This window comes from Pseudomonas sp. DW-iso17 (genome assembly GCF_058725345.1).
Genome location: NZ_JBZXEA010000041.1, coordinates 264,446 through 283,935, shown reverse-complemented (window position 1 = coordinate 283,935; position 19,490 = coordinate 264,446). Strand labels below are relative to the sequence as shown.

The following is a 19,490-nucleotide window of genomic DNA, read 5'->3' as shown; positions in this document are numbered from 1 at the left end:
GAGCAGTTCTGACAAAACACATTCCTAGTCAAAATAGGAGGTGGGTGAGACAAGGCATTGTGCCATGTAAACCACATGCGTGATTCAAATCTCTTTTTCACCGCCAAATTAGAAACGACCATCCTTCTGGTAATGCTAAAGCTTTCAGTTTTTTTGTTTTCGGGAGGATATTGAGGCTCTCATGAGATCGCTGGCTGCCGCATTGATAGCGTTCTGACCGAAGTTTATGAAGATTCCTCGCACGAAGGTGGCCACATGCCAAGGGCGTGCTGAAGCATGCCAATGACGTCCGGTCCGTCCTCGTTGATCCACATTCCATAGTGCTGCCGAATCATGTTCGCGCTGGTGTGCCCCATCTGCTCCGCGATCCAGTCAACTGAGGCCACGCCGGTGGTGAGTAACTGGCTGGCGTAGGTGTGTCGGCACTGGCCAGGACCACGATAACGAACACCGGCCGCTTTCAAGTGCGCTTTGAAGAACCTGTCCCTCACGACAAAGTCGCTGACGTGCGGCAAGCCGCTCTTGGTGTTCAGGAATACGAAGTGCAGCTTGTGCTTGCGGATGGTCTTGTTATCCCGCTCGACGACTTCCACTATGTCCACAGTCTTAAGTTGATTGATAGCGTCCAGCTTACGCAGGGCATCCCACGCCGGTTCCAGAAGACGGACCTTGCGCGTGGAACGGCGGGTTTTCGTCACACGATTGGAAAAAGGGGACAGATTTATTTAATTTTCATTTCACCACATTCGAAGCAAACGAAACCCCAGGTTTCGAAAGAAACCTGGGGTTTCGTAATTTTTAAGTTGAAAACATACTGCTCTTAACTCATGCGCAGGACACGTCTATCCGTCGCCCCATGACATCAAGTAAATCGCATCCGTCCCGCAGCGGAATGGAGCAGAGCAATGCCAAGTCACTCAGCACCACCGCATCACTGCTGATCTCACTACGTAGCGCAAGATTCTCAAGGACTTGAGTAACAGCACGAAGCCGATAGGTCGCAGCATCGAGGAGTATTCCCAGCGGCACGGTGGTGTCGACAAATAGGGCAGGGGTGGCGCTGTCGTTGCTGGTAAGGGCGATGTATTGGTTCATATGTTGAACTCCGGTTGTCAAAGGAGAGCAACCACACATTTGTCGCCAAACAAAAGGGTGGCAGCTGTACGCAGGTTGGCGAACCGGGACAATCGGAAAAACCGGCAGACCCGAAGGTCTCCCGCGCACAGCTACCGTCGAGCAGCTTATTGCGCGCAGAAGCATCCCGCAAATCCCGAGAGGCATCTATCGATTTATCATCGGGTCGCCAAACCCGTTCGCTATGTGAGCGACCGTCAGACTATAGGTGTGGCGATTTTAAAACGGCAGCCCATCGCTTCTGAGTGACGTGTAGGACGTTGCCGAAAGCCACCCACACCCTATGCCTAAGCCCGCCCTCAATGCCTATGCCGATGATGCACATCCGGAAAGTGCGCGTGGCTATGCCTCATCACTCCATGTGCATGCACGTGGCTATGAGGCACCTTCGAGTCCCACTCGAACCCATGCTCATGTTGATGATGCTCATCATGCACATGCCAATGCCCATGTTCCGTTGCCTCATGCAGATGCTCATGGGCATGCCGCTCCGTCAGGTGCAGCCACACGCCTACGGCCATCAGTGCCGAGGCAATCCAGAACGCCACGGTCACCGACTCGCCAAATACCAGCAACGCCACTGCGGCACCGAGAAAGGGTGCCGTGGAGAAGTAAGCGCCGGTGCGCGCGCTGCCCAGTCCGCGGAGGGCCAGCACGAACATCACCAGGCTGATGCCATAGCCGAGGAAACCTACCAGTAGAATCGGCGCCAATTGCGCCACGCCCGGAATCTGCGCCCCCAGGTAAAGCCCCAGGCTGCAATTCACCAACCCCGCAATCAAACCCTTGGCGCCAGCGATAAAGAGCGCGTCAGACGCCGACACCTTGCGCGTCAGGTTGTTATCAATGCCCCAGCACAAACACGCCAGCGCGACGGCGAGCGGTCCGGTCCAGTCCTGGTGGCTGCTGTCAGCACCGGACCACGACAACACCACGCCGCCCAGCACAATGGCAAGCATGCCGAGGACGATGCGTCGGTCGGCGTTTTCGCGGAACACGACCCAGGCGATCACGGCGGTCAGTACCGATTCAAGGTTGAGCATCAGGGAGGCGCTGGCGCTGGTGGTGCGGGTCAGGCCGAACATCAGTGCAACGGGGCCGAGGAGGCCGCCGAAGGCGATGGCGCCAAGTAGCCAGGGCCATTCCGATGGGGTTAGCCCGGTAGGTTTCCAGCCGCGATCACGGATCAAGCGCACACCGGCAAGGCCAATGCCGCTGCCGAGGTAGAGCAGGCCGGCGAGCAGGATGGGCGAGAGGCCCAGGCCAAGACTTTTGGCGAGCGGGGTACTGGCGCCGAACAGGGCGGCGGCCGCGAGGGCGTAAATGATGCTGAGGTTCATGGGCCATCCTCGAAAGTCAGGCCCATGATACGTCGCTTGCCGGGGTCAGCGCCCTGGCAATTTCGTACTTTATTGCGCGGTTTTCAGCTTGATCACATCACCGGAGATTTTGGTGGTGTAGCCGTTCAATACCCAAGCCCAGAACCACTTTTCCTGCACTTGTGTGTTGATCAACGCGTCGCCGCCCTTGGCCTTGATGGCTGCATCCTGGGCGCGTACGAAGCGGTTGTTCTGGCCGATGGGGATGACGCCCAGCAGCATGATGCCGGTGGCGCTGGCTTCGCTGTGGCCGAGGACGGTGTATTGGCTGGCGTCGTATTGCTGGGTTTTCATGGCGGTGCCGGTGCAACCTGCCAGGGTGAAACCAAGTACGGCTGCTGCAACGACTTTACTGACGTATTTCACTCATAACTCCATAGGTTCAATCTCGAGATTCAATTCTCGGGGGGGCGACACTCTAAGCGCTCAGTTGGCAGATTGAAATCAATCAGCGAGGCTGGGTCGCAGTCTGGCGGGTACTGCGCGGTGATCCCATTGCAGCCTGGTTGGGGCTCGACAGCGCCCACATTTATTCTTCGGCGTGTCAGAGATGCAGCCACGCCAGGCCACCCAACATCACCGCCACCCCGCCGGCGGTGTACGACATGCGTTTGAGCCATTCCTTGCGCGTGAGCAGGGTAATCGCCGCCAATGAAATCGCGATCTGAATCGCCGTCATCGCCTGGGCCCAGCGATGGTGCTGGTGCAGCGCTTCCTCGGATTTGTGGTCCCAGTCCCGTGAAGTGGCCTCAAGCGTTTCGGCCTGTTTACGCACTTCTTCCTTCTGGCGCTTGTAGCGCTCGATCTCCGCCTGGTAATGCGCCGCATCCACGCCGGGAATATGGCTGGCCAGTTCTGCCAGGTTCTGGCGGCTGGATTTGGCCTGGTAGTAGTTCCACTGGTTAGCGGCTTCGGTCTTGATGATGGCGGCGTTGTTCTTGTCCATCGCAGCTTCACTTTCGCTGGAGCCGGCCTGATAGCTGAGCATGGCACCGACGGTCGCCATGATCGCGGTCATCACGGCGATACGACTGGCAAAGCTATCGCCGCTGCCGTGAGCATGCTCGGTGGTGTGTTCAAGGTGTTTTTCGTGGGGGCTGGGAACTTCGAAGGCTTCGGACATGGGGCGACCGCGAACGGATTGAGGTGCGCTGATTGTTCACCAGCGCAGCTGTCTCAAGCCTGTACGTAACGCTGCAAACCTGCCACCAGTGCATCGAATGTCACCCGGCAGCGTGGGCTGTTGCGCAGGTCTTCGTGCATGCTGACCCAAGTGTCCATTTTAAACGCGAAGCCGTCAGGCAGCACTCGGCGCAGACGTGGGTCGCGCTGGGCCAGTTGTACCTGGCACCCACCGATGCCGGCACCGGCGCGGATCATTGCCAGTTGCGCCAGGTCGCTGTCGCTACTGATGGCGAAGGCGTTGCGCTCAAAACCCTTGATTGCCAGGCTGCGGATAAATGCATTGGCTTGATCAAAGCCGATGACGGAGTGGCCGGCCAGGTCGTGCATGTGTTGGGGGATGCCGTGTTGCTGCAGGTAATCGTCACGGGCATGCAGGCCGACTTCGATCAGGCCGATACGCCGCGCCAGCAGCTGCTCCTGGCTGGGGCGCACCATGCGCACGGCAATGTCGGCTTCCAGCTGCAGCAGGTCGCTCAAGCGGTTGGTCAGCACCAGTTCCACCTTCAGGTGCGGGTGTTCCCGGCGCAATTGCGTGATGATCGGCGGCAGTACCTCCACAGCCACCACTTCACTGGCCGATACTCGTACCACGCCGCGCACCTCATCGCCTTGGGACGAGGCGGCGCGTTCAAGGGCGGCGGCGGTACGCGCCATGGTTTCTGCATGCGCCCGCAGTGTGTGGGCGACCGTAGTGGGTAATAAGCCTGAGGGCGAGCGGGTGAACAACACGACGCCCAGCGCCGTTTCCAGCGCGGCGATGTGCCGCCCTACCGTGGGTTGGGTGATGCCGAGCTGCCGTGCGGCCCCCGACAGCGATCCTTCCTTGAGTACACCGAGAAATGACCGGTAAAGCTCCCAACCGATATTCGTAGCCATACATAAATGTATAGCGGCTCGATACTCTTGGGCAATTCCTCTATAGCTGTTCCGCATCCAACATACCCTCATCAACCAACAGTGGGAGAGGGTGATGAGCAAGGTTCTGGTTTTGGGTGCAACCGGTGGCATTGGTGGCGAAGTGGCGCGGCAGTTGAGCGCGGCGGGCTGGGAGGTGCGGGCGTTGACTCGGGATCTGATCAAGGCTCGCAGCCAAAATCCTGTTTTTACGTGGCTAAAAGGCGATGCCCTGAATCGCGACGACGTGATCGCGGCCGCCCGGGGCTGCGCGGTAATCGTGCACGGCGTCAATCCGCCGGGTTATCGCAAATGGGCCGAGTGGGTGTTGCCGATGATCGACAACTCCATTGCGGCGGCCATCTGCGAAGGCGCGACAGTCGTGCTGCCCGGCACGGTCTACAACTTCGGGCCGGATGCATTCCCTGTGCTGCACGAAGACTCACCCCAGCACCCGCTGACTCGCAAGGGCGCGATCCGTGTGCAGATGGAGCAGCGCTTGCGAGCCGCTTCCACTCAGGGCGCCCGGGTGGTGATTGTGCGCGCTGGGGATTTTTTCGGCGCCAGGGTGGCCAATAACTGGTTTGCCCAAGGCTTGGTCAAACCCGGCAAACCGGTGCACACCATCCGCTACCCAGGCGATTACGGCGTGGCCCATCAATGGGCTTATCTGCCGGACGTAGCGCGTACAATGCTTGAGTTGATTGAGCGTCGTGCCAGTCTTGGCGCCTTCGCCTGCTTTCATATGGCTGGGTACATGGATGCGGACGGTACGCAGATGGCTAAGACGATCCAGCGTGTGGTGCTGCGCAGGACGGGCCAGCAACCCAGGGTCGGCGCGTTTCCCTGGTGGTTGTTGAACTGGGCGGCGCCTTTTGTCGTCACCGTGCGTGAGATGCAGGAGATGCGCTACCTGTGGCAAACACCGTTGCGCCTGGATAACCAGCGCCTGCTCGCGACGCTCGGCCATGAGCCCCACACACCGCTGGAACAGGCGGTGGAGGCCACCCTGGTTGGCCTGGGTTGCCTGCCTACTTGCGTTTGATCAGGCGTGCATACACGGCGAGGTTGACCACCACCACCACGGCCCCCAGCACTAATTGAGTATTCGCAGTCAGCCCGGCTGGGTAGATCATCGTCAGAATGTAATGCTCGATAAACCCACCGCCATAACCATCCTGCCCGGCCAAGTGGCGAAACAGGTTTTCCCAACGTGTAAGGGGGCAGGGCAGGTGCAGCACCTCTACCGCGATGCCCCAGGCAACGGCGGGCAGGTGCAGCCACATTACCCGGGGCCACTTCAGGGTGAGCAGGCCGCCGAACAGCACGAACAGGATAAAGGCCAGGTGGAACAGCACAAGGCCGTCGGCGGCTAGGCGGTAGAGCATGTTTGAGCTCGATGTGAGGTGAAGGGGGACGTGAATTTTTGCAGCGCGCCGTTATAGCTCCAGTTGACTGGCATTGATACCGAACGCTTTGGCTATTTTTTCCCGCGTGGTGCGGCGGGGTTTGCTGACCGCTTCCTGCTGGGCAAATGCCGATTGTGAAATACCCAGGCGTTTGGCGACTTCTTCCTGGGTCAGGCTCAGGTGCTCGCGCCACGCGCGAATAGGTGTTGCGCCATCCACCAGGCGGCTGACTACCGCATGGGGGATCAGGTTTGGATCGTTTTGCTGCGCCACATAGTGTTCATAGGGAATCACCACATAGGCTGGCTCGCCCTGCGTATTGTGGATGATCTGTACGGCAGTAGGTTCGCTCGTCACGTTTTTTAACCTCTTGGATGCTGACGACCTGGATGCTGCCGTCCCAGTCGAAAAGGACCCGGTAATGACCTACCCGCAAGCGATAGCTGTGAGGATGGTTAACCAGTGCCTTGACGTTGATTGCATCGGGCATGTGTTCAAGAGCGGACACGGCATCGCGTACCTGTTGCTGATGATACGAATGCAACCGAAGCAATTGTTTGACGGCTTTTCGCGTCCATTGGATTGAATTCATGGGAGGTTAATAAGTCTTTTATAAGGTTTGCAATCGGTATTTTCAGATCCGCGTCAACGGGTCATGACGTTTTCCTCTCAAACCCTAGACGGCCGCCGTCAGCGCCGACGGGTAAAACTGTTGCGTGGTATGAATCAACGGAAGGCCCACGAAGGTTGCTTGCAGGCAACGAGGGCCGTTATTGTGCTGAATCCTTTTAGTCCTCGCCCCAAGGTTGTGTTGTGATGAATGCACCGCGTACCGCTGTCCCGATCAAAGCCGTGATTTTCGATATGGACGGGTTGTTGCTGGATACCGAAGGCATCTACACCGAAGTCACGCAGATCATTGCCGAACGCTATGGTCGTACCTACGACTGGGGCATCAAGCAGCACATCATCGGGCGGGGTGCCCAGGATTTGGCCGATTACGTGGTCAAGGCCCTGGACCTGCCGATCACGCCCGCCGAGTTTCTGGAAATACGCGAACCGCTGATGAGCGAGCGCTTTCCCAAGGCCTTGGGTATGCCCGGTGCCGAGGCGTTGGTGCGGCACTTGAAGGCGCACAATATTCCGATTGCGGTGGGCACCAGTTCATCGCGTAACTCGTTTGGCCACAAGACCACCCTGCACCGTGAATGGTTTGGCCTGTTCGACACCATCGTCACCGCTGACGACCCGGAAGTAGGCGCTGCCAAGCCCGCGCCGGATATCTTCCTCACCGCCGCGCGCCGGTTGGGTGTAGCGCCTGAGGATTGCCTGGTGTTCGAAGACTCGCCGTTCGGCGTGACGGCGGCGAAGGCTGCGCACATGACCGCTATTGCGGTGCCCGATGAGGCGATGGCTGACAGCAAGTACCAGCATGCTGACCAGATTATTCGCAAGCTCGCCGACTTTGATTTGGCCGCCTACGGCTTGCCTCCCATGGCCTGACCCCGCGCGGTCAAAAATGTGGGCGCTGGCTTGCCTGCGAAAGCGGTAGTGCAGTGACAGATGTCGCACTGACACACCGCCTTCGCGGGCAAGCCCGCTCCCACATTTGGTGTGCGGTTTTGCAAAATCAGGCGCTGAAACCACCGTCGATGGTCAGGCTGGCGCCCGTGATATAGCCGGCCTCCGGCCCGGCCAGATAGGCCACAAAACTGGCAATCTCCTCCACATGCCCATACCGTCCTACCGCCATCAACCCGATCAGGCTGTCGGCAAAATCACTGTTCGCCGGGTTCATATCGGTGTCCACCGGCCCAGGCTGCACGTTGTTGATGGTGATGCCCCGTGGCCCCAGGTCCCGCGCCAATCCCTTGGTCAACCCCACCAGCGCCGCCTTGCTCATGGCGTAGGGCCCGCCACCGCCAAAGGGCATGCGTTCGGCGTTGGTGCTGCCGATATTGATCACGCGGCCACCTTCGCCCATGTGCTTGGCGGCTTCCTGGGTGGCGATAAACACGCTGCGCACATTGATCGCCAAGGTCTGGTCGAAGTCTTCCAGCTTGAATTCGTCCAGCGGCGCGATGGCCAGCACGCCAGCGTTATTCACCAGGATATCCAGGCGTCCAAACGCCTCGACCGTGGCGTTGACCGCCGCGCGAATCGCCGTGGCATCGGCGCTGTCGGCGTGAATCGCCAGAGCCTGACCCCCTGCGCCGATCACCTCGTTCTGCAGTGTTTCAGCCTTGGCGGCCGAGCTGACGTAGGTAAAGGCAACCGCTGCCCCTTGGGCGGCGAGGCGCTTGACGATGGCGGCGCCAATGCCGCGGGAACCGCCTTGAATCAAGGCGACTTTGCCGGTGAGGTTGTGTGTGGTCATGTCGATCTCCGAGGTAGTTGATGGAGCGAGTATCGACCTCGCCCGCGCTGCTCGGTAGCCCGTGGTTGCTATAGTCTGTGTAAACCAAAAGTTTAGAGTGGAGCGATATGGAAAGCTTTGGCAGTATCGAATGCTTTGTGCGCAGCGCCGAGGGTGGCAGCTTTGCCGAGGCTGCACGGCACCTGAGCCTCACTCCCGCAGCGGTGGGTAAAAGCGTCGCCAAGTTGGAGGCGCGCCTCGGTGTGCGGCTGTTCCAGCGCAGCACTCGGCGTCTGGCGCTGACCGAAGCCGGCAAGGTGTTCCTGGCGGAAGTCAGCGGCAGCCTCACCACCATCCAGAATGCGGTCGCCAACCTGGCCAGTGCCGAAGGGCGGCCGGTGGGCACGCTCAAGGTCAGCATGGGGCCAGTGTTCGGCAATCGGTATGTGGTGCCGTTGTTGGGCGAATTCATGCAGCGCTGTCCGGATATCAGCCCGGACTGGCATTTCGATAACCGCCAGGTCGACCTGATCGGGCAAGGCTTCGATGCGGCCATTGGCGGCGGGTTTGAGCTGCCCCAAGGCGTGGTGGCGCGCAAGTTGACCCCGGCGCACCGGGTGCTGGTGGCGTCGCCGGATTACCTGGCGCGACGCTTGCCGGTGCGGGCGCCCGACGACCTGTCGCACTGCCTCGGCATCTTGATTCGCTCGCCGCAGACTGGCCGGGTGCGTTCATGGCAACTGACCCACCGTGAGCGCGAGCACAGCCCACTGGTACTGAAGCCAGCCATGACCATGAGCGACTCCGAAGCCGCCTGCTGCGCCAGTGCCCAGGGCCTTGGCATCGCGCTGGTGAGCATGCCAATGGCCGTGCCGTTCCTGGTCAGCGGTGCGTTGGTGCGAGTGTTACCCGATTGGTATGTGGACGACGGCAATATTTCCATCTACTACGCCGAGCATAAATTGTTGCCGGGCAAGACGCGGGCGTTTGTGGATTTCATCATTGAGCAGTTCGCCGAGCAGAAACTGGCTCAACGGTTCAGTGCTATCTGAGCAGGGCCTTACCTCGAGTCGTGGCCATCGCGGGCAAGCCCGGCTCCCACATTGGATTGCGATCACTGTGGGAGCCGGGCTTGCCCGCGATGCAGGCGCATCGGTCTACCGCCCGAACTTGCCCGGCCATCCAATGACTTTCTTCGGCCGCGGCGCGGCATACGTCCTGACCTTCGAGGTCGACAACCCCAACCGCACCAACGACTCGGCCACCATCACCGCCGCCGTCACTCCGTCCACCACTGGCACCCCGGTGCGCTGGCGGATCTGCTCATCCAGCCCGGCCATGCCGCCGCAGCCCAGGCAGATCACCTCGGCCTTGTCGTCGCGGATGGCCAGTTCGGCCTGGCGCACGATGGCCTCCGTGGCGCCCAGCGGGTCTTCTTCCAGTTCCAGCACCGCCATGCCGCTGGCGCGCACCGAAGCACAGCGCTGGTAGAGGCCGGCGAGTTTCAGCCGGTCTTCAATCAGCGGCACAGTGCGGTCCAGGGTGGTCACCACCGAGTAGGCGTGCCCCAGGAACATCGCGGTGCTGGCCGCCGCTTCGGTGATATCCACCACCGGCACATTGAGCAGTTCCTGCAGGCCTTCACGGCCATGTTCGCCATAGCCGGCCTGGATCACCGCATCAAAGGGCTGGTCGTAGGCCATTACCCGATCCATCACGGCGATGGCTGCCAGATAGCTTTCAAAATTGCCTTCCACCGATTCTGCGCCGAAGTACGGGGTGAGCCCGACAATCTCGGTGCCCGGTGAAGCCACGGCCCGTGCTTGCTGGGCAATGGTGTCGGTGATGGATTCGGTGGTGTTGACGTTGACCACGAGGATACGCATGGAAAGTCCTTGTTTAATGACTGACGTTATCGACGGCAATGCTTTCGCCGCTGACATCGGCGTAGTGCGGTTGACGCTTGGCAATCAGCAGGTACAGCAACCCTGCAATGCCGGCGCCAAACAACCAGGAAAACGGCGAGACGCTGGCAAACCCCGGCAACAGCGCCAGCAGGATGGCGATCACCGCCGCCGGAATGAACGCCGCCACCGCACGCATATTCACCCCCCGGCTGTAGTAATAAATGCCTTGGGGGTCTTCGCTGTACAGCTGCGGCACATCCACCTGGCTTTTACGGATCAGCCAGTAATCGACCATGATCACCCCGTACAACGGCCCCAGCAGCGCGCCGAGGCCAGAGAGGAAATACACGATCACCAGTGGGCTGTTATAGAGGTTCCACGGCAGGATCAGCACGGCAACGAAGGCGCTGATCAGTCCGGCGCGGCGAAAGTTCAGGTACTTGGGCGCCAGGTTGCTTAATACAAAGGCCGGGGCGACGAAGTTGGCCATGATGTTCACCGCCACGGTGACGATCAGGAAGGCCAGGCAGCCGAGCACGAGAAAGAAGGTGTTGGGGATCGCCGCGATGATTTCGGTCGGGCTTTCGATCACGCGGCCATTGAGCTGGAACTGCCCGCCGCACAGCAGCACGGTGATGGCGGCGAACACCAGGATATTCACCGGCAGGCCCCAGAAGTTGCCGACCTGGATAGTCCTGCGGCAGGGTGAGGAACGGGCGAAGTCGCAGAAGTTGAGGATCAAGGTGCCGTAGATGGCCAGCCACAGCGCGCCGCCGGCAAAGATATTGCGCCACATCTCGCCGCCACTCAGGGGCTCGCGGATCGACCAGGCAATTTGCCCGTTCGCCTGGAAGTACATCCAGCCGGCCAGTGCGGCCACGGTCAGCAGAATCACCGGCCCGGCGAAGCCTTCATAGCGACGTACCATTTCCATGCCATAGGCGAGGATCACCAACTGCACCAGCCAGATCGCCACAAAGCACGCCCAACCCAGGGTCGACAGCCCCAGAATCGAGTCGTGGTCATAATCGGCAAAGCCTGGATGAATGGCGGTCAGCAGCACGCGAAAAACTACCGAGGCCAGGTAGGTCTGGATCCCAAACCAGGCAATCGCAATTACCGCCCGAATCAACGCCGGAATCTGCGCCCCATGAATGCCGAAGCTGATACGGCTGATAACCGGAAACGGCACACCGGTCTTCTGCCCCATGTAGCCCGACAAGTTCATAAAGAAGTACACCAGCGCCGCGCCGATCCCCAGGGACAGCAATATTTGCCAGCCGCCCAGGCCTAATGCATAGAGGCCGATGGCGAATGAGTAGTTGGCGATGTTGTGCACGTCATTGGTCCACAACGCGAAGATGCTATAGCGCCCCCAGCGTCGGCCTTCGACCTTGGTGGGCGCCAGGTCCTTGTTGTGCAGGCGCGGGCTGAGTACCAGCGGACCGGGGCCGGCGGCCGCAGGGTTTAACGGGGAGGAGGGCAGATCCAGTGCGAGGGTGTTCGAGAGACTTGTACGCATTCCGGCAGGCTCCAGCGCATCTGCAGCAAAGCGGCGGATGGCAAAGTGTATGTAGGTTTTGTATTGATTGTATACAAAGCGCACTTCTGCCTAAGCCATATGCGTGCCAATTCTCGATATATGAAAATCTTGGCTAATTTCGTTTTTATATAGGTTGAGAATAACTCACTGAATTACGGACACTATAAGTTGACCGTTTGAACAGGTATTTATTTTTTTGTTAATTGGAGGGCTATTTATAGACGGCGCCATTGGCGCAGAGAGATGTTACGTTTTGGTGCGTTGTATATTAAGTTGCACACAAAAATGGCACTTATGGTTACAAGGTTGTGTACAAGATTTACCCGGCCGAAAGGAAATCTCGCTTTCTGTAGGAGCGAGCAAGTTCGCTCCTACAGAGGCGGTGGCATGAGAGGCTCAAGCCTTGCTGATGATATTCCCCGCATGCAGCCCGCATTCCTTCTGCGTGGCTTCTTCCCACCACCAGCGGCCTTCGCGCTCATGCTGGCGGGGCAGTACCGGCCGGGTGCAGGGCTCGCAGCCGATGCTGATGAAGCCGCGCTCATGCAGGCTGTTGTACGGCAGCTCCAGCATGCGGATGTAGCCCCACACCTCTTCGCTGGTCATCTGCGCCAGCGGGTTGAACTTGTACAGGGTGCGTTCCGGCGTGGAGAACGCCGTGTCGATTTCCAGCGCCGCCACCTGGCTGCGAGTGCCGGGGCTCTGGTCGCGGCGCTGGCCGGTGGCCCAGGCGCTGACACCTGCGAGTTTGCGGCGCAGCGGTTCGATCTTGCGGATGCCGCAGCATTCGCCATGGCCGTCCTTATAGAAGCTGAACAGGCCTTTCTCTTTGACGAAGGGCTCCAGCTTGCTCGGGTCTGGCGAGATCAGCTCGATGTCGATCTTGTAGAACTCACGCACCTGCTCGATAAACCGGTAGGTCTCCGGATGCAGGCGGCCGGTGTCGAGGCTGAACACCTTGACGTTCTTGTTCAGCTTCCAGGCCATGTCCACCAGCACCACATCCTCGGCACCGCTGAAGGAAATCCACAGGTCATCGCCGAACTGGCTGAACGCCAGCTTGAGAATGTCCTGGGCAGACTTGTTGGCATAAGTCGTGGCGAGTTCAACGACGTCGAAGGCTTGGTTCATCAGGACGGTTCCTACAGGTCAGTGGCGCTGAGCGCTCTCTAGGAGGGCGATGGTATCAAAAACTGTCCCGCGTTGCGGCGGCTGGCTTGAGTCGCTAGAGTTCGGCAGTCCTTTTGCTCGCTCAACTAACAACATCTAATAGGAGTGTCGTGTGGAAATTGCCTGCCTTGACCTGGAAGGGGTACTGGTTCCGGAAATCTGGATCGCCTTTGCCGAGAAAACCGGCATTGAGTCCCTGCGGGCCACCACCCGTGACATCCCCGACTACGACGTGCTGATGCAACAGCGCCTGCGTATCCTCGACGAGCATGGGCTCAAGTTGGCCGATATCCAGGCCGTGATCGCCACACTCAAGCCGCTGGACGGCGCGATCGAGTTCGTCAACTGGCTGCGCGAGCGCTTTCAGGTGGTGATCCTGTCCGACACCTTCTACGAGTTCTCCCAGCCGCTGATGCGTCAGCTGGGGTTCCCGACCTTGCTTTGCCACCGCTTGATCACCGATGAAAACGACCGGGTGGTCAGCTACCAACTGCGCCAGAAAGACCCCAAGCGCCAATCAGTGCTGGCATTCAAGACCCTCTACTACCGCGTGATCGCTGCCGGTGATTCCTACAATGACACCAGCATGCTGGGTGAAGCTGACCGTGGGATTCTGTTCCATGCGCCGGACAATGTGATTCGCGAATTCCCGCAGTTCCCGGCGGTGCATACGTTTGAAGACTTGAAAAAAGAGTTTATCAAGGCGTCGAATCGGCAGTTGAGCCTGTAAGTTATGCGGCGCGGCTGATTGCCCCATCGCAGGCAAGCCAGCTCCCACCTTCGACCCTGTAACGTCAAACGACGCGGTCAACTGAGGGAGCCGGGGTTGCCCGCGACGGCATCGGCTCCGTCACCGCCTAACCCTCGGCCAGCAAGCGCTCATAAGGAATACGCAAGCCTTCATGCAGGCGTTTGATCATCGCCAGGCTCAGCTTGCGCTTGTGGTTCAGCACCTCTGACACCCGCCCACTGGTGCCGATAAACGGCTCCAGATCGCGGGCGGTCATGCCCAATTGCTCCATGCGAAACTTGATAGCTTCTACCGGATCCGAAGGGGGCATGGGGTAATGCTCGGCTTCGTACTTCTCGATGAGGATTGCCAGGATTTCCAGCTCATCACCTTCAGGCGAGCCGGGTAGTGCTCCCCATATCTGCTCGACTCGTACGAGTGCCGCAGTCAGGTCTTCCTGGGAGTGAATAGGTTTGATGTTCATCACGCAGTCTCCGCGTTGATCTGGTCGTACTGAGCGTGGGTCCCCACGAACCGTATAAACCCTAGTTGTCGCTGGTAGTCGATGGCCATGATCACTCGATACTTGTTGCCGCCGACGTTGAACACGACCCTGCCGCCCTTAAGAATGCTCGCTGTTCTGAGCTCGGCCTTGAGTGCTTGCGGTGTTGGATAATTGGCCTTTTCCATGTGCCGATACCACTCGACCAGCGGTGTTCTGGCGTCGCTATAAGCTGAATGGCTTTCCCAGAATATTCGTAGGGTAGAGAGAGCGATTATCCGCATCGCTTCAACCTCCCGTTTTGGGAGATCATAGGTGCGATTGCGCGGTTAGGCAATCTCGGAAATATTTCCAGACGAGGAGGCAGTCGCTTCATGTGATCCTTCACAGGTGGCGGTGGACGGTCGATCCGGACGCTATCTGCAAGCGTCTATTCCGTCCACAGCGGTTCTGATTCAGGCTTTTTCTATCGCATGGCGTTCTACTCGAACGCTAGGCAGGGGCTGTGCCCTACAGGTTTTCCAACGTTTGTAACAACACCCGCACCTTCGTCAGCGACTCCTGATACTCCGCCTGCCACTGCGAATCCGCCACAATCCCGCCGCCACCCCAGCAACACACCTGCCCATCCTTGACCAGCAAGCTGCGAATCGCGATGGAACTGTCCATCTCGCCGCGCACGTCCAGGTACATCAGCGAGCCGCAATAGAACCCGCGACGGTTGGGTTCAAGCTCGTCGATGATCTGCATGGCGCGAATCTTCGGCGCGCCGGTGATGGAGCCGCCGGGGAAGCTGCCGGCGATCAGGTCGAGGGCGTCTTTGTCGTCGGCCAATATGCCAGTGACGCTGCTTACCAGGTGGTGCACGTTGGGGTAGCTTTCCAGGCTGAACAATTCCGGCACGTTCACCGAGCCGATGCGGCAGCTGCGGCCAAGGTCGTTGCGCAGCAGGTCGACGATCATCAGGTTTTCTGCGCGGTCCTTGGGGCTGGCCAGCAGTTCGGCGGCGTTGGCGGCATCCTCTTCTGGCGTCAGGCCGCGAGGGCGGGTGCCCTTGATCGGGCGAGTCTCGACCTGGCGTTCGCTGATGCGCACAAAGCGTTCCGGCGACAGGCTCAGCACCGCGCCGTCATCCGGCAGGCTCTGGAACCCGGAAAACGGTGTCGGGCAGGCCTCGCGCAGGGCGCAGTAGGCCGCCCACGGGTCGCCGCTACAAGGTGCGCGAAAGCGTTGGGTAAAGTTGACCTGGTAGCAGTCGCCGGCCTGAATGTAATCCTGAATACGCAGGATGGCCTGCTGATATGCCTCCAGGCTGAGGTCCGGCGCCATGGGGCCCTGAAGCTTGAAGGCGGTGGGCGCGCTGCCCGTTGCATGACTGAACAGAGCGATCAGCCGTTGCCGCTCGCTATCGGCCAGCACCGGGTGAAACACCAGCTGGCTGGTGCGCGCCTGGTGATCGCTGACCAGCGCCCAGGCATACAACCCCAGGCGCGCATCCGGCAGGTGCAGGTCGTCCACGGCCAGGCGTGCAACCTGTTCCAGGTGCCGGCCGAAGTCATAGCTCAAGTAACCGATCAAACCGCCGGCAAAGGGCAATTCAACCCCAGCAGGCAGGGCGGCCTCACCCAACTGCGCCAGGTTCTCTCGCAAGCGTTGCAGGAAATCGCCGCCGCTTTCATCCGGCCCAACCGTCAAGGTTGCTTCAGGCCAGGCGCTGAGCAGGTCATAGCGCCCCCGCTCGGCAGCCGGGCGGCCGCTGTCGAGCAGCACCGCGCCAGGCGCATGGCGAATAGCCGCAAAGTACTCGGCGGGGTTGGCCCGGTAGGGTAAGGGGTAAACGGAACAGGTCGACATGCGAGGGTGAATCAGCCAGTGGCGTGGGGGAGGGGATTGTAGTCCTCTGTAGGACTTGCTCCTAGGGGGGGATGTCGGTGATAGCTCGATAGAGGGCATAGCCTGGGGGATGGATGGCTTGTCAGAAAGCTATCGCAGGCAAGCCAGCTCCCACCTAGCGAGCCCGGGCTTGCCTGCGATGCGCTGCTTAACCTTCAACCGGCGGAATATGCCCGAACATCTCCTGCACGAACTTCACCCGTTCTTCTGGGGTTTCTGTCACCCCGGCCGCCTTGAGTTCTTCCAGCCGCGCCTCCACCGCATGGGTGCGCAAGGTCAAGCCGCAGTCGTTGGCAATCTGGATGTTCAGCCCTGGCCGTGCGTTCAGCTCAAGGATCAGCGGGCCTTTTTCCTGGTCCAGCACCATGTCCACGCCGATATAACCCAGCCCGCACAGCTCATAGCAGCCGGCTGCGAGTTTCATGAAACCGTCCCAGTTGGGCAGTTGCACGCCATCCACCGCGTTGGTGGTGTCGGGGTGCTTGGTGATGATGTTGTTCAGCCAGGTGCCGCGCAGGGTCAGGCCGGTGGCCAGGTCTACACCCACGCCGATCGCGCCCTGGTGCAGGTTGGCCTTGCCGCCGGACTGGCGGGTGGGCAAGCGCAGCATCGCCATCACCGGGTAGCCCATCAGCACGATGATGCGGATGTCCGGCACGCCTTCATAGCTGATGCTCTTGAAGATCTGGTCGGGCACCACGCGGTACTCGATCAACGCGCGGTCGCGGTGGCCGCCGAGGGAGTACAGGCCGGTGAGGATGCTGGAAATCTGGTGCTCGATCTCTTCATGGCTGATGATCTTGCCGGACACCGTGCGATAGCGCCCTTCAAAACGGTCTGCAACCACCAGGATGCCGTCGCCACCGGCGCCCTGGGCGGGCTTGATCACGAAGTCGCTGCGCCCACCGATGATCTCGTCGAGCTTGTCGATTTCCTTTTCGGTGGAGATCACCCCGTACATTTCCGGTACATGGATACCGGCGGCCAGCGCCCGTTCCTTGGTAATGATCTTGTCATCCACTATCGGGTACAGGCTGCGCTTGTTGTACTTGAGCACGTAGTCGGCATTACGCCGGTTAATGCCCATGATCCCCCGCGCTTCCAGGGCCTTCCAGGTCTTCCAGAAGCCGAACATCAAGAGTCAGCCTTCAGGAACGCCTTGAAACGCACCAGCTCGGTGAGGCGATAGCCGCGGTAGCGACCCATGGCCAGCATGAAGCCCACCAGGATCAACAGGATCGCCGGGAAGGTGAACACGAAGTAGACCAACTCCGGCACGCTCATGATCAGGTGCGCCAGGGACGCAGCGAACAGCGTGCCAATCGCCACTTTCAGCGCATGGTTGGCGCCACGCTCCTCCCAGGTAATCGACAGGCGTTCGATGGTCATGGTCAGGATCACCATCGGGAACAGCGCCACCGACAAGCCGCGTTCCAGCCCCAGCTTGTGGCTGAACAGGCTGATGGCGGCAATCAGCACCACCACAAAGGTCAGCACCACCGACAGCCTCGGCAACATCTGCAGTTTCAAGTGTTCCAGGTAGGACCTGAGTGATAACCCCAGTGCTGTGATAATTGTGAACAGCACAATCCCGAAGCCCAGTTGCGTCTCGCGGAACGCCAGGGCGATCAGCACCGGTGTGAAGGTACCCAGGGTTTGCAGGCCGATCAGGTTGCGCAGGATCAGAATCACCAGCACGCCAATCGGGATCATCACCATGATCATGAAGGTCTGCTGGGTTTGCAGCGGCAGGCCGTACAGTGAGTATTCGAGGAAGTTGGCGTCGGTGTTTTCGTCCGTCAGCTTGGCCAGGCGGATGGCATTCATCTCGCTGTTGTTCAGGCTGAAGGTCACCATGGCTTTCTTGCCGCCATCGACGGTGATCAGGTTTTCATCGCCGGTCCACCATAGCAGGCGGTCGGCGGGCAGGCCCTGTTCGCCAGTTTCCGGGTTGAAGTACAGCCAGTCGTTGCCGTTGAAACTGCGCAGCCACAGTTCCGGGGTTTGCGGCTGGTCGGCCACCAGGCGGATGGTGTGGACTTTCTCTACCGGCACGTGGGCGATGGACAGCAGCAGTTCGACGATCTTGGCTTTGTGCGGCGTCGAGGGGTCGCCGGCCAGCAGCAACTTCACATTGTCGTCGTTGAGGTTGTTGGTGCGCTTGATGGCTTCACTGATAAAGGTTTCGACGTCGGCCGAGTGCTGGCGAATCGGCGCCAGCAAGGCTTCGGCGGCGATCTTTTCCGGGCCTTCCACGGCGATGCTGTCGCGGAAGGTCGGGCCTTTGATCTTGATCTTTTCGCCGCTGTAGCGCTTGGTCAGCACCAGGCGGTAATAGAGGGTCTGGTTGCCCTTGGCCCGGCGCGCCGACCAGGTGACCTTGCGGTTGCCGTCGATGCGGTTGACGCTCACCCCGTAGTTGTTCGAGATAAAGCTCTCATTGAGGCTGACGAAGTCGCGGCTCAAGGGCGGCACGAACATCTGGATCTTGACCGGGTCTTTCGGGTTGGCGACGAACTCGACCTTGGCGTCGATGTTCCACAAGTCGTCGGTGGCATCTTCGGTGACGGGAATTCCCAGCACGAAGATCTGATAGGCGGTGACCGAAATGCCCAGCACCACCAGCAAGGTGATCAGGATTTTCAGGTGCAGGGTCAGAGAGCGCATTCGGTTTACTCGGCGGTATTAAGCGTCGGCGGCGCAGGCGGGTTTGCCTGCTGCATATTTAAGACTGGGGTCGACCAGCGCATCAAAGCGTTTCAAGGCTTCGGAGCCAATCAGCAGCGGGTATTGGAATGCGCTGCGGTCAGTCAAGTTCACTTCGATGCTGCGTAAAGCACTGCCCATGCAAATATCCAGCGCAATCACTGGGCGGGCGGTGTAGTTCTTGTCCTCATCGGGGTCGTAGTCGCCGGCGCGGCGCTTGATTTTGCTGACACGCGCCAGGGGCAGTTCGATGGGGTGGGAATGGGCGGTGTCGATGGCCAGGTAGAAGCGTACCCAGGATTCGCCATTACGCTTGAAGCGCTTGATATCGCGGGCACTCAACGAGGCGGTCTTGGCGCCGGTGTCGAGTTTGGCCGCCACTTCCAGGTCGATACCCGCAAGCTTGGCGTATTCATTCAGGCCGTACACGGTCTTCTCGGCGCCAGCGCCAAGGCTCGGTATGCACAGCAGGCACATCACTAGTAGGTAAGGCTTGAGTCTCATAAATCCTGAGGCAGGGCAGTGCACTGTTCATTTCATGGGGACTGGCATTGCTGCGCAATCTCGGGTGCGCCCTTTCATCATCTGATGTCAGGCAAAAGCGGCGGGCATTCTAACATGATGCTTTTTTGGCGCCAGCGCTGGCAGGCGGCCATGCCTGGGCGGGCGATTGATGGGGTTA

At 59.8% G+C, this 19,490-nt stretch carries 21 protein-coding genes and 2 pseudogenes; 4 read left to right on the top strand and 19 right to left on the bottom strand.

Annotation, left to right across the window (positions count from 1 at the left end):
* Positions 1-224: 224 nt before the first annotated feature.
* The 6 genes and pseudogenes from AC4PS6_RS22230 to AC4PS6_RS22205 all read right to left on the bottom strand — a co-directional run.
* A pseudogene (locus AC4PS6_RS22230) lies at positions 225-701 on the bottom strand (site-specific integrase); the annotation flags it as partial.
* Positions 702-825: 124 nt separating this feature from the next.
* A complete protein-coding gene (locus AC4PS6_RS22225) occupies positions 826-1,095 on the bottom strand; it encodes a hypothetical protein (RefSeq protein WP_019820582.1) in 270 nt (89 codons plus the stop codon).
* 338 nt (positions 1,096-1,433) lie between these two features.
* Complete coding sequence (locus AC4PS6_RS22220; RefSeq protein ID WP_103451592.1) at positions 1,434-2,474, bottom strand: DMT family transporter; 1,041 nt, start codon at positions 2,472-2,474, stop codon at positions 1,434-1,436.
* A 69-nt stretch (positions 2,475-2,543) separates the two neighbouring features.
* Positions 2,544-2,879, bottom strand: coding sequence for a hypothetical protein (locus AC4PS6_RS22215; RefSeq protein WP_003193349.1), 336 nt, complete (start codon positions 2,877-2,879; stop codon positions 2,544-2,546).
* A 178-nt stretch (positions 2,880-3,057) separates the two neighbouring features.
* On the bottom strand, positions 3,058-3,636 hold the full coding sequence (locus tag AC4PS6_RS22210) for a DUF4337 domain-containing protein (protein WP_058410711.1): 579 nt from the start codon (positions 3,634-3,636) through the stop codon (positions 3,058-3,060).
* A 53-nt stretch (positions 3,637-3,689) separates the two neighbouring features.
* Positions 3,690-4,574: a LysR family transcriptional regulator gene (locus AC4PS6_RS22205; RefSeq protein WP_492180997.1), complete on the bottom strand. Its 885-nt coding sequence runs from the start codon at positions 4,572-4,574 to the stop codon at positions 3,690-3,692.
* Positions 4,575-4,668: 94 nt separating this feature from the next.
* On the opposite strand from AC4PS6_RS22205, the gene AC4PS6_RS22200 reads away from it, so the two are divergent.
* A complete protein-coding gene (locus AC4PS6_RS22200; RefSeq protein ID WP_014719514.1) occupies positions 4,669-5,637 on the top strand; it encodes an NAD-dependent epimerase/dehydratase family protein in 969 nt (322 codons plus the stop codon).
* On the opposite strand, the gene AC4PS6_RS22195 is transcribed toward AC4PS6_RS22200, so the two are convergent.
* The 3 genes and pseudogenes from AC4PS6_RS22195 to AC4PS6_RS22185 all read right to left on the bottom strand — a co-directional run.
* Positions 5,624-5,980: a DUF2784 domain-containing protein gene (locus AC4PS6_RS22195; RefSeq protein ID WP_014719513.1), complete on the bottom strand. Its 357-nt coding sequence runs from the start codon at positions 5,978-5,980 to the stop codon at positions 5,624-5,626. The genes AC4PS6_RS22200 and AC4PS6_RS22195 overlap by 14 nt on opposite strands.
* Positions 5,981-6,031: 51 nt before the next feature.
* Positions 6,032-6,358 (bottom strand): helix-turn-helix domain-containing protein, encoded by a 327-nt coding sequence (locus AC4PS6_RS22190; protein ID WP_014719512.1) that lies wholly within the window; start codon positions 6,356-6,358, stop codon positions 6,032-6,034.
* Positions 6,342-6,593, bottom strand: a pseudogene (locus tag AC4PS6_RS22185) (type II toxin-antitoxin system RelE family toxin); the annotation flags it as partial. The pseudogene AC4PS6_RS22185 and the gene AC4PS6_RS22190, both read right to left, overlap by 17 nt.
* Before the next feature lie 224 nt (positions 6,594-6,817).
* On the opposite strand from AC4PS6_RS22185, the gene AC4PS6_RS22180 reads away from it, so the two are divergent.
* Positions 6,818-7,504, top strand: a complete 687-nt coding sequence (locus AC4PS6_RS22180) for an HAD-IA family hydrolase (protein ID WP_019820575.1) — start codon at positions 6,818-6,820, stop codon at positions 7,502-7,504.
* 127 nt (positions 7,505-7,631) lie between these two features.
* Here the strand turns inward: AC4PS6_RS22180 and AC4PS6_RS22175 are convergent, their stop codons facing one another.
* The gene (locus AC4PS6_RS22175) at positions 7,632-8,378 is read right to left on the bottom strand and encodes a 3-oxoacyl-ACP reductase family protein (RefSeq protein WP_019820573.1); all 747 of its coding nucleotides are present in this window, start codon (positions 8,376-8,378) and stop codon (positions 7,632-7,634) included.
* A gap of 107 nt (positions 8,379-8,485) precedes the next feature.
* Here AC4PS6_RS22175 and AC4PS6_RS22170 point away from each other — a divergent pair, with 107 nt between their 5' ends.
* Positions 8,486-9,409: a LysR family transcriptional regulator gene (locus AC4PS6_RS22170; RefSeq protein ID WP_336826927.1), complete on the top strand. Its 924-nt coding sequence runs from the start codon at positions 8,486-8,488 to the stop codon at positions 9,407-9,409.
* Positions 9,410-9,514: 105 nt separating this feature from the next.
* Here AC4PS6_RS22170 and AC4PS6_RS22165 read toward each other — a convergent pair whose 3' ends face one another.
* From AC4PS6_RS22165 to AC4PS6_RS22155, 3 genes are all read right to left on the bottom strand, one after another.
* Entirely contained in the window at positions 9,515-10,243 is a 729-nt protein-coding gene (locus AC4PS6_RS22165; protein WP_019820570.1) for an aspartate/glutamate racemase family protein, read from the bottom strand.
* A 13-nt stretch (positions 10,244-10,256) separates the two neighbouring features.
* Positions 10,257-11,786: an NCS1 family nucleobase:cation symporter-1 gene (locus tag AC4PS6_RS22160; protein WP_019820568.1), complete on the bottom strand. Its 1,530-nt coding sequence runs from the start codon at positions 11,784-11,786 to the stop codon at positions 10,257-10,259.
* Between the two features lie 417 nt (positions 11,787-12,203).
* Complete coding sequence (locus AC4PS6_RS22155; protein ID WP_014719506.1) at positions 12,204-12,938, bottom strand: phosphoadenylyl-sulfate reductase; 735 nt, start codon at positions 12,936-12,938, stop codon at positions 12,204-12,206.
* Positions 12,939-13,089: 151 nt separating this feature from the next.
* On the opposite strand from AC4PS6_RS22155, the gene thrH reads away from it, so the two are divergent.
* A complete protein-coding gene (gene thrH, locus AC4PS6_RS22150) occupies positions 13,090-13,707 on the top strand; it encodes a bifunctional phosphoserine phosphatase/homoserine phosphotransferase ThrH (RefSeq protein ID WP_014719505.1) in 618 nt (205 codons plus the stop codon).
* Between the two features lie 127 nt (positions 13,708-13,834).
* Here thrH and AC4PS6_RS22145 read toward each other — a convergent pair whose 3' ends face one another.
* From AC4PS6_RS22145 to rloA, 6 genes are all read right to left on the bottom strand, one after another.
* Positions 13,835-14,191: a helix-turn-helix domain-containing protein gene (locus tag AC4PS6_RS22145; RefSeq protein ID WP_014719504.1), complete on the bottom strand. Its 357-nt coding sequence runs from the start codon at positions 14,189-14,191 to the stop codon at positions 13,835-13,837.
* Positions 14,191-14,493, bottom strand: coding sequence for a type II toxin-antitoxin system HigB family toxin (locus tag AC4PS6_RS22140; protein WP_032903090.1), 303 nt, complete (start codon positions 14,491-14,493; stop codon positions 14,191-14,193). The genes AC4PS6_RS22145 and AC4PS6_RS22140 overlap by 1 nt, the downstream gene beginning before the upstream one ends.
* Positions 14,494-14,719: 226 nt before the next feature.
* Positions 14,720-16,063 (bottom strand): aminodeoxychorismate synthase component I, encoded by a 1,344-nt coding sequence (gene pabB / locus AC4PS6_RS22135; RefSeq protein ID WP_020302620.1) that lies wholly within the window; start codon positions 16,061-16,063, stop codon positions 14,720-14,722.
* Positions 16,064-16,250: 187 nt separating this feature from the next.
* Positions 16,251-17,237, bottom strand: coding sequence for an alpha-L-glutamate ligase-like protein (locus tag AC4PS6_RS22130; protein WP_003193326.1), 987 nt, complete (start codon positions 17,235-17,237; stop codon positions 16,251-16,253).
* Positions 17,237-18,769, bottom strand: coding sequence for an osmotic stress tolerance membrane protein RloB (gene rloB / locus AC4PS6_RS22125; protein WP_014719502.1), 1,533 nt, complete (start codon positions 18,767-18,769; stop codon positions 17,237-17,239). The genes AC4PS6_RS22130 and rloB overlap by 1 nt, the downstream gene beginning before the upstream one ends.
* Positions 18,770-18,787: 18 nt before the next feature.
* Positions 18,788-19,312: a retropepsin-like aspartic peptidase RloA gene (rloA, locus tag AC4PS6_RS22120; protein WP_014719501.1), complete on the bottom strand. Its 525-nt coding sequence runs from the start codon at positions 19,310-19,312 to the stop codon at positions 18,788-18,790.
* Between the last annotated feature and the right edge of the window lie 178 nt (positions 19,313-19,490).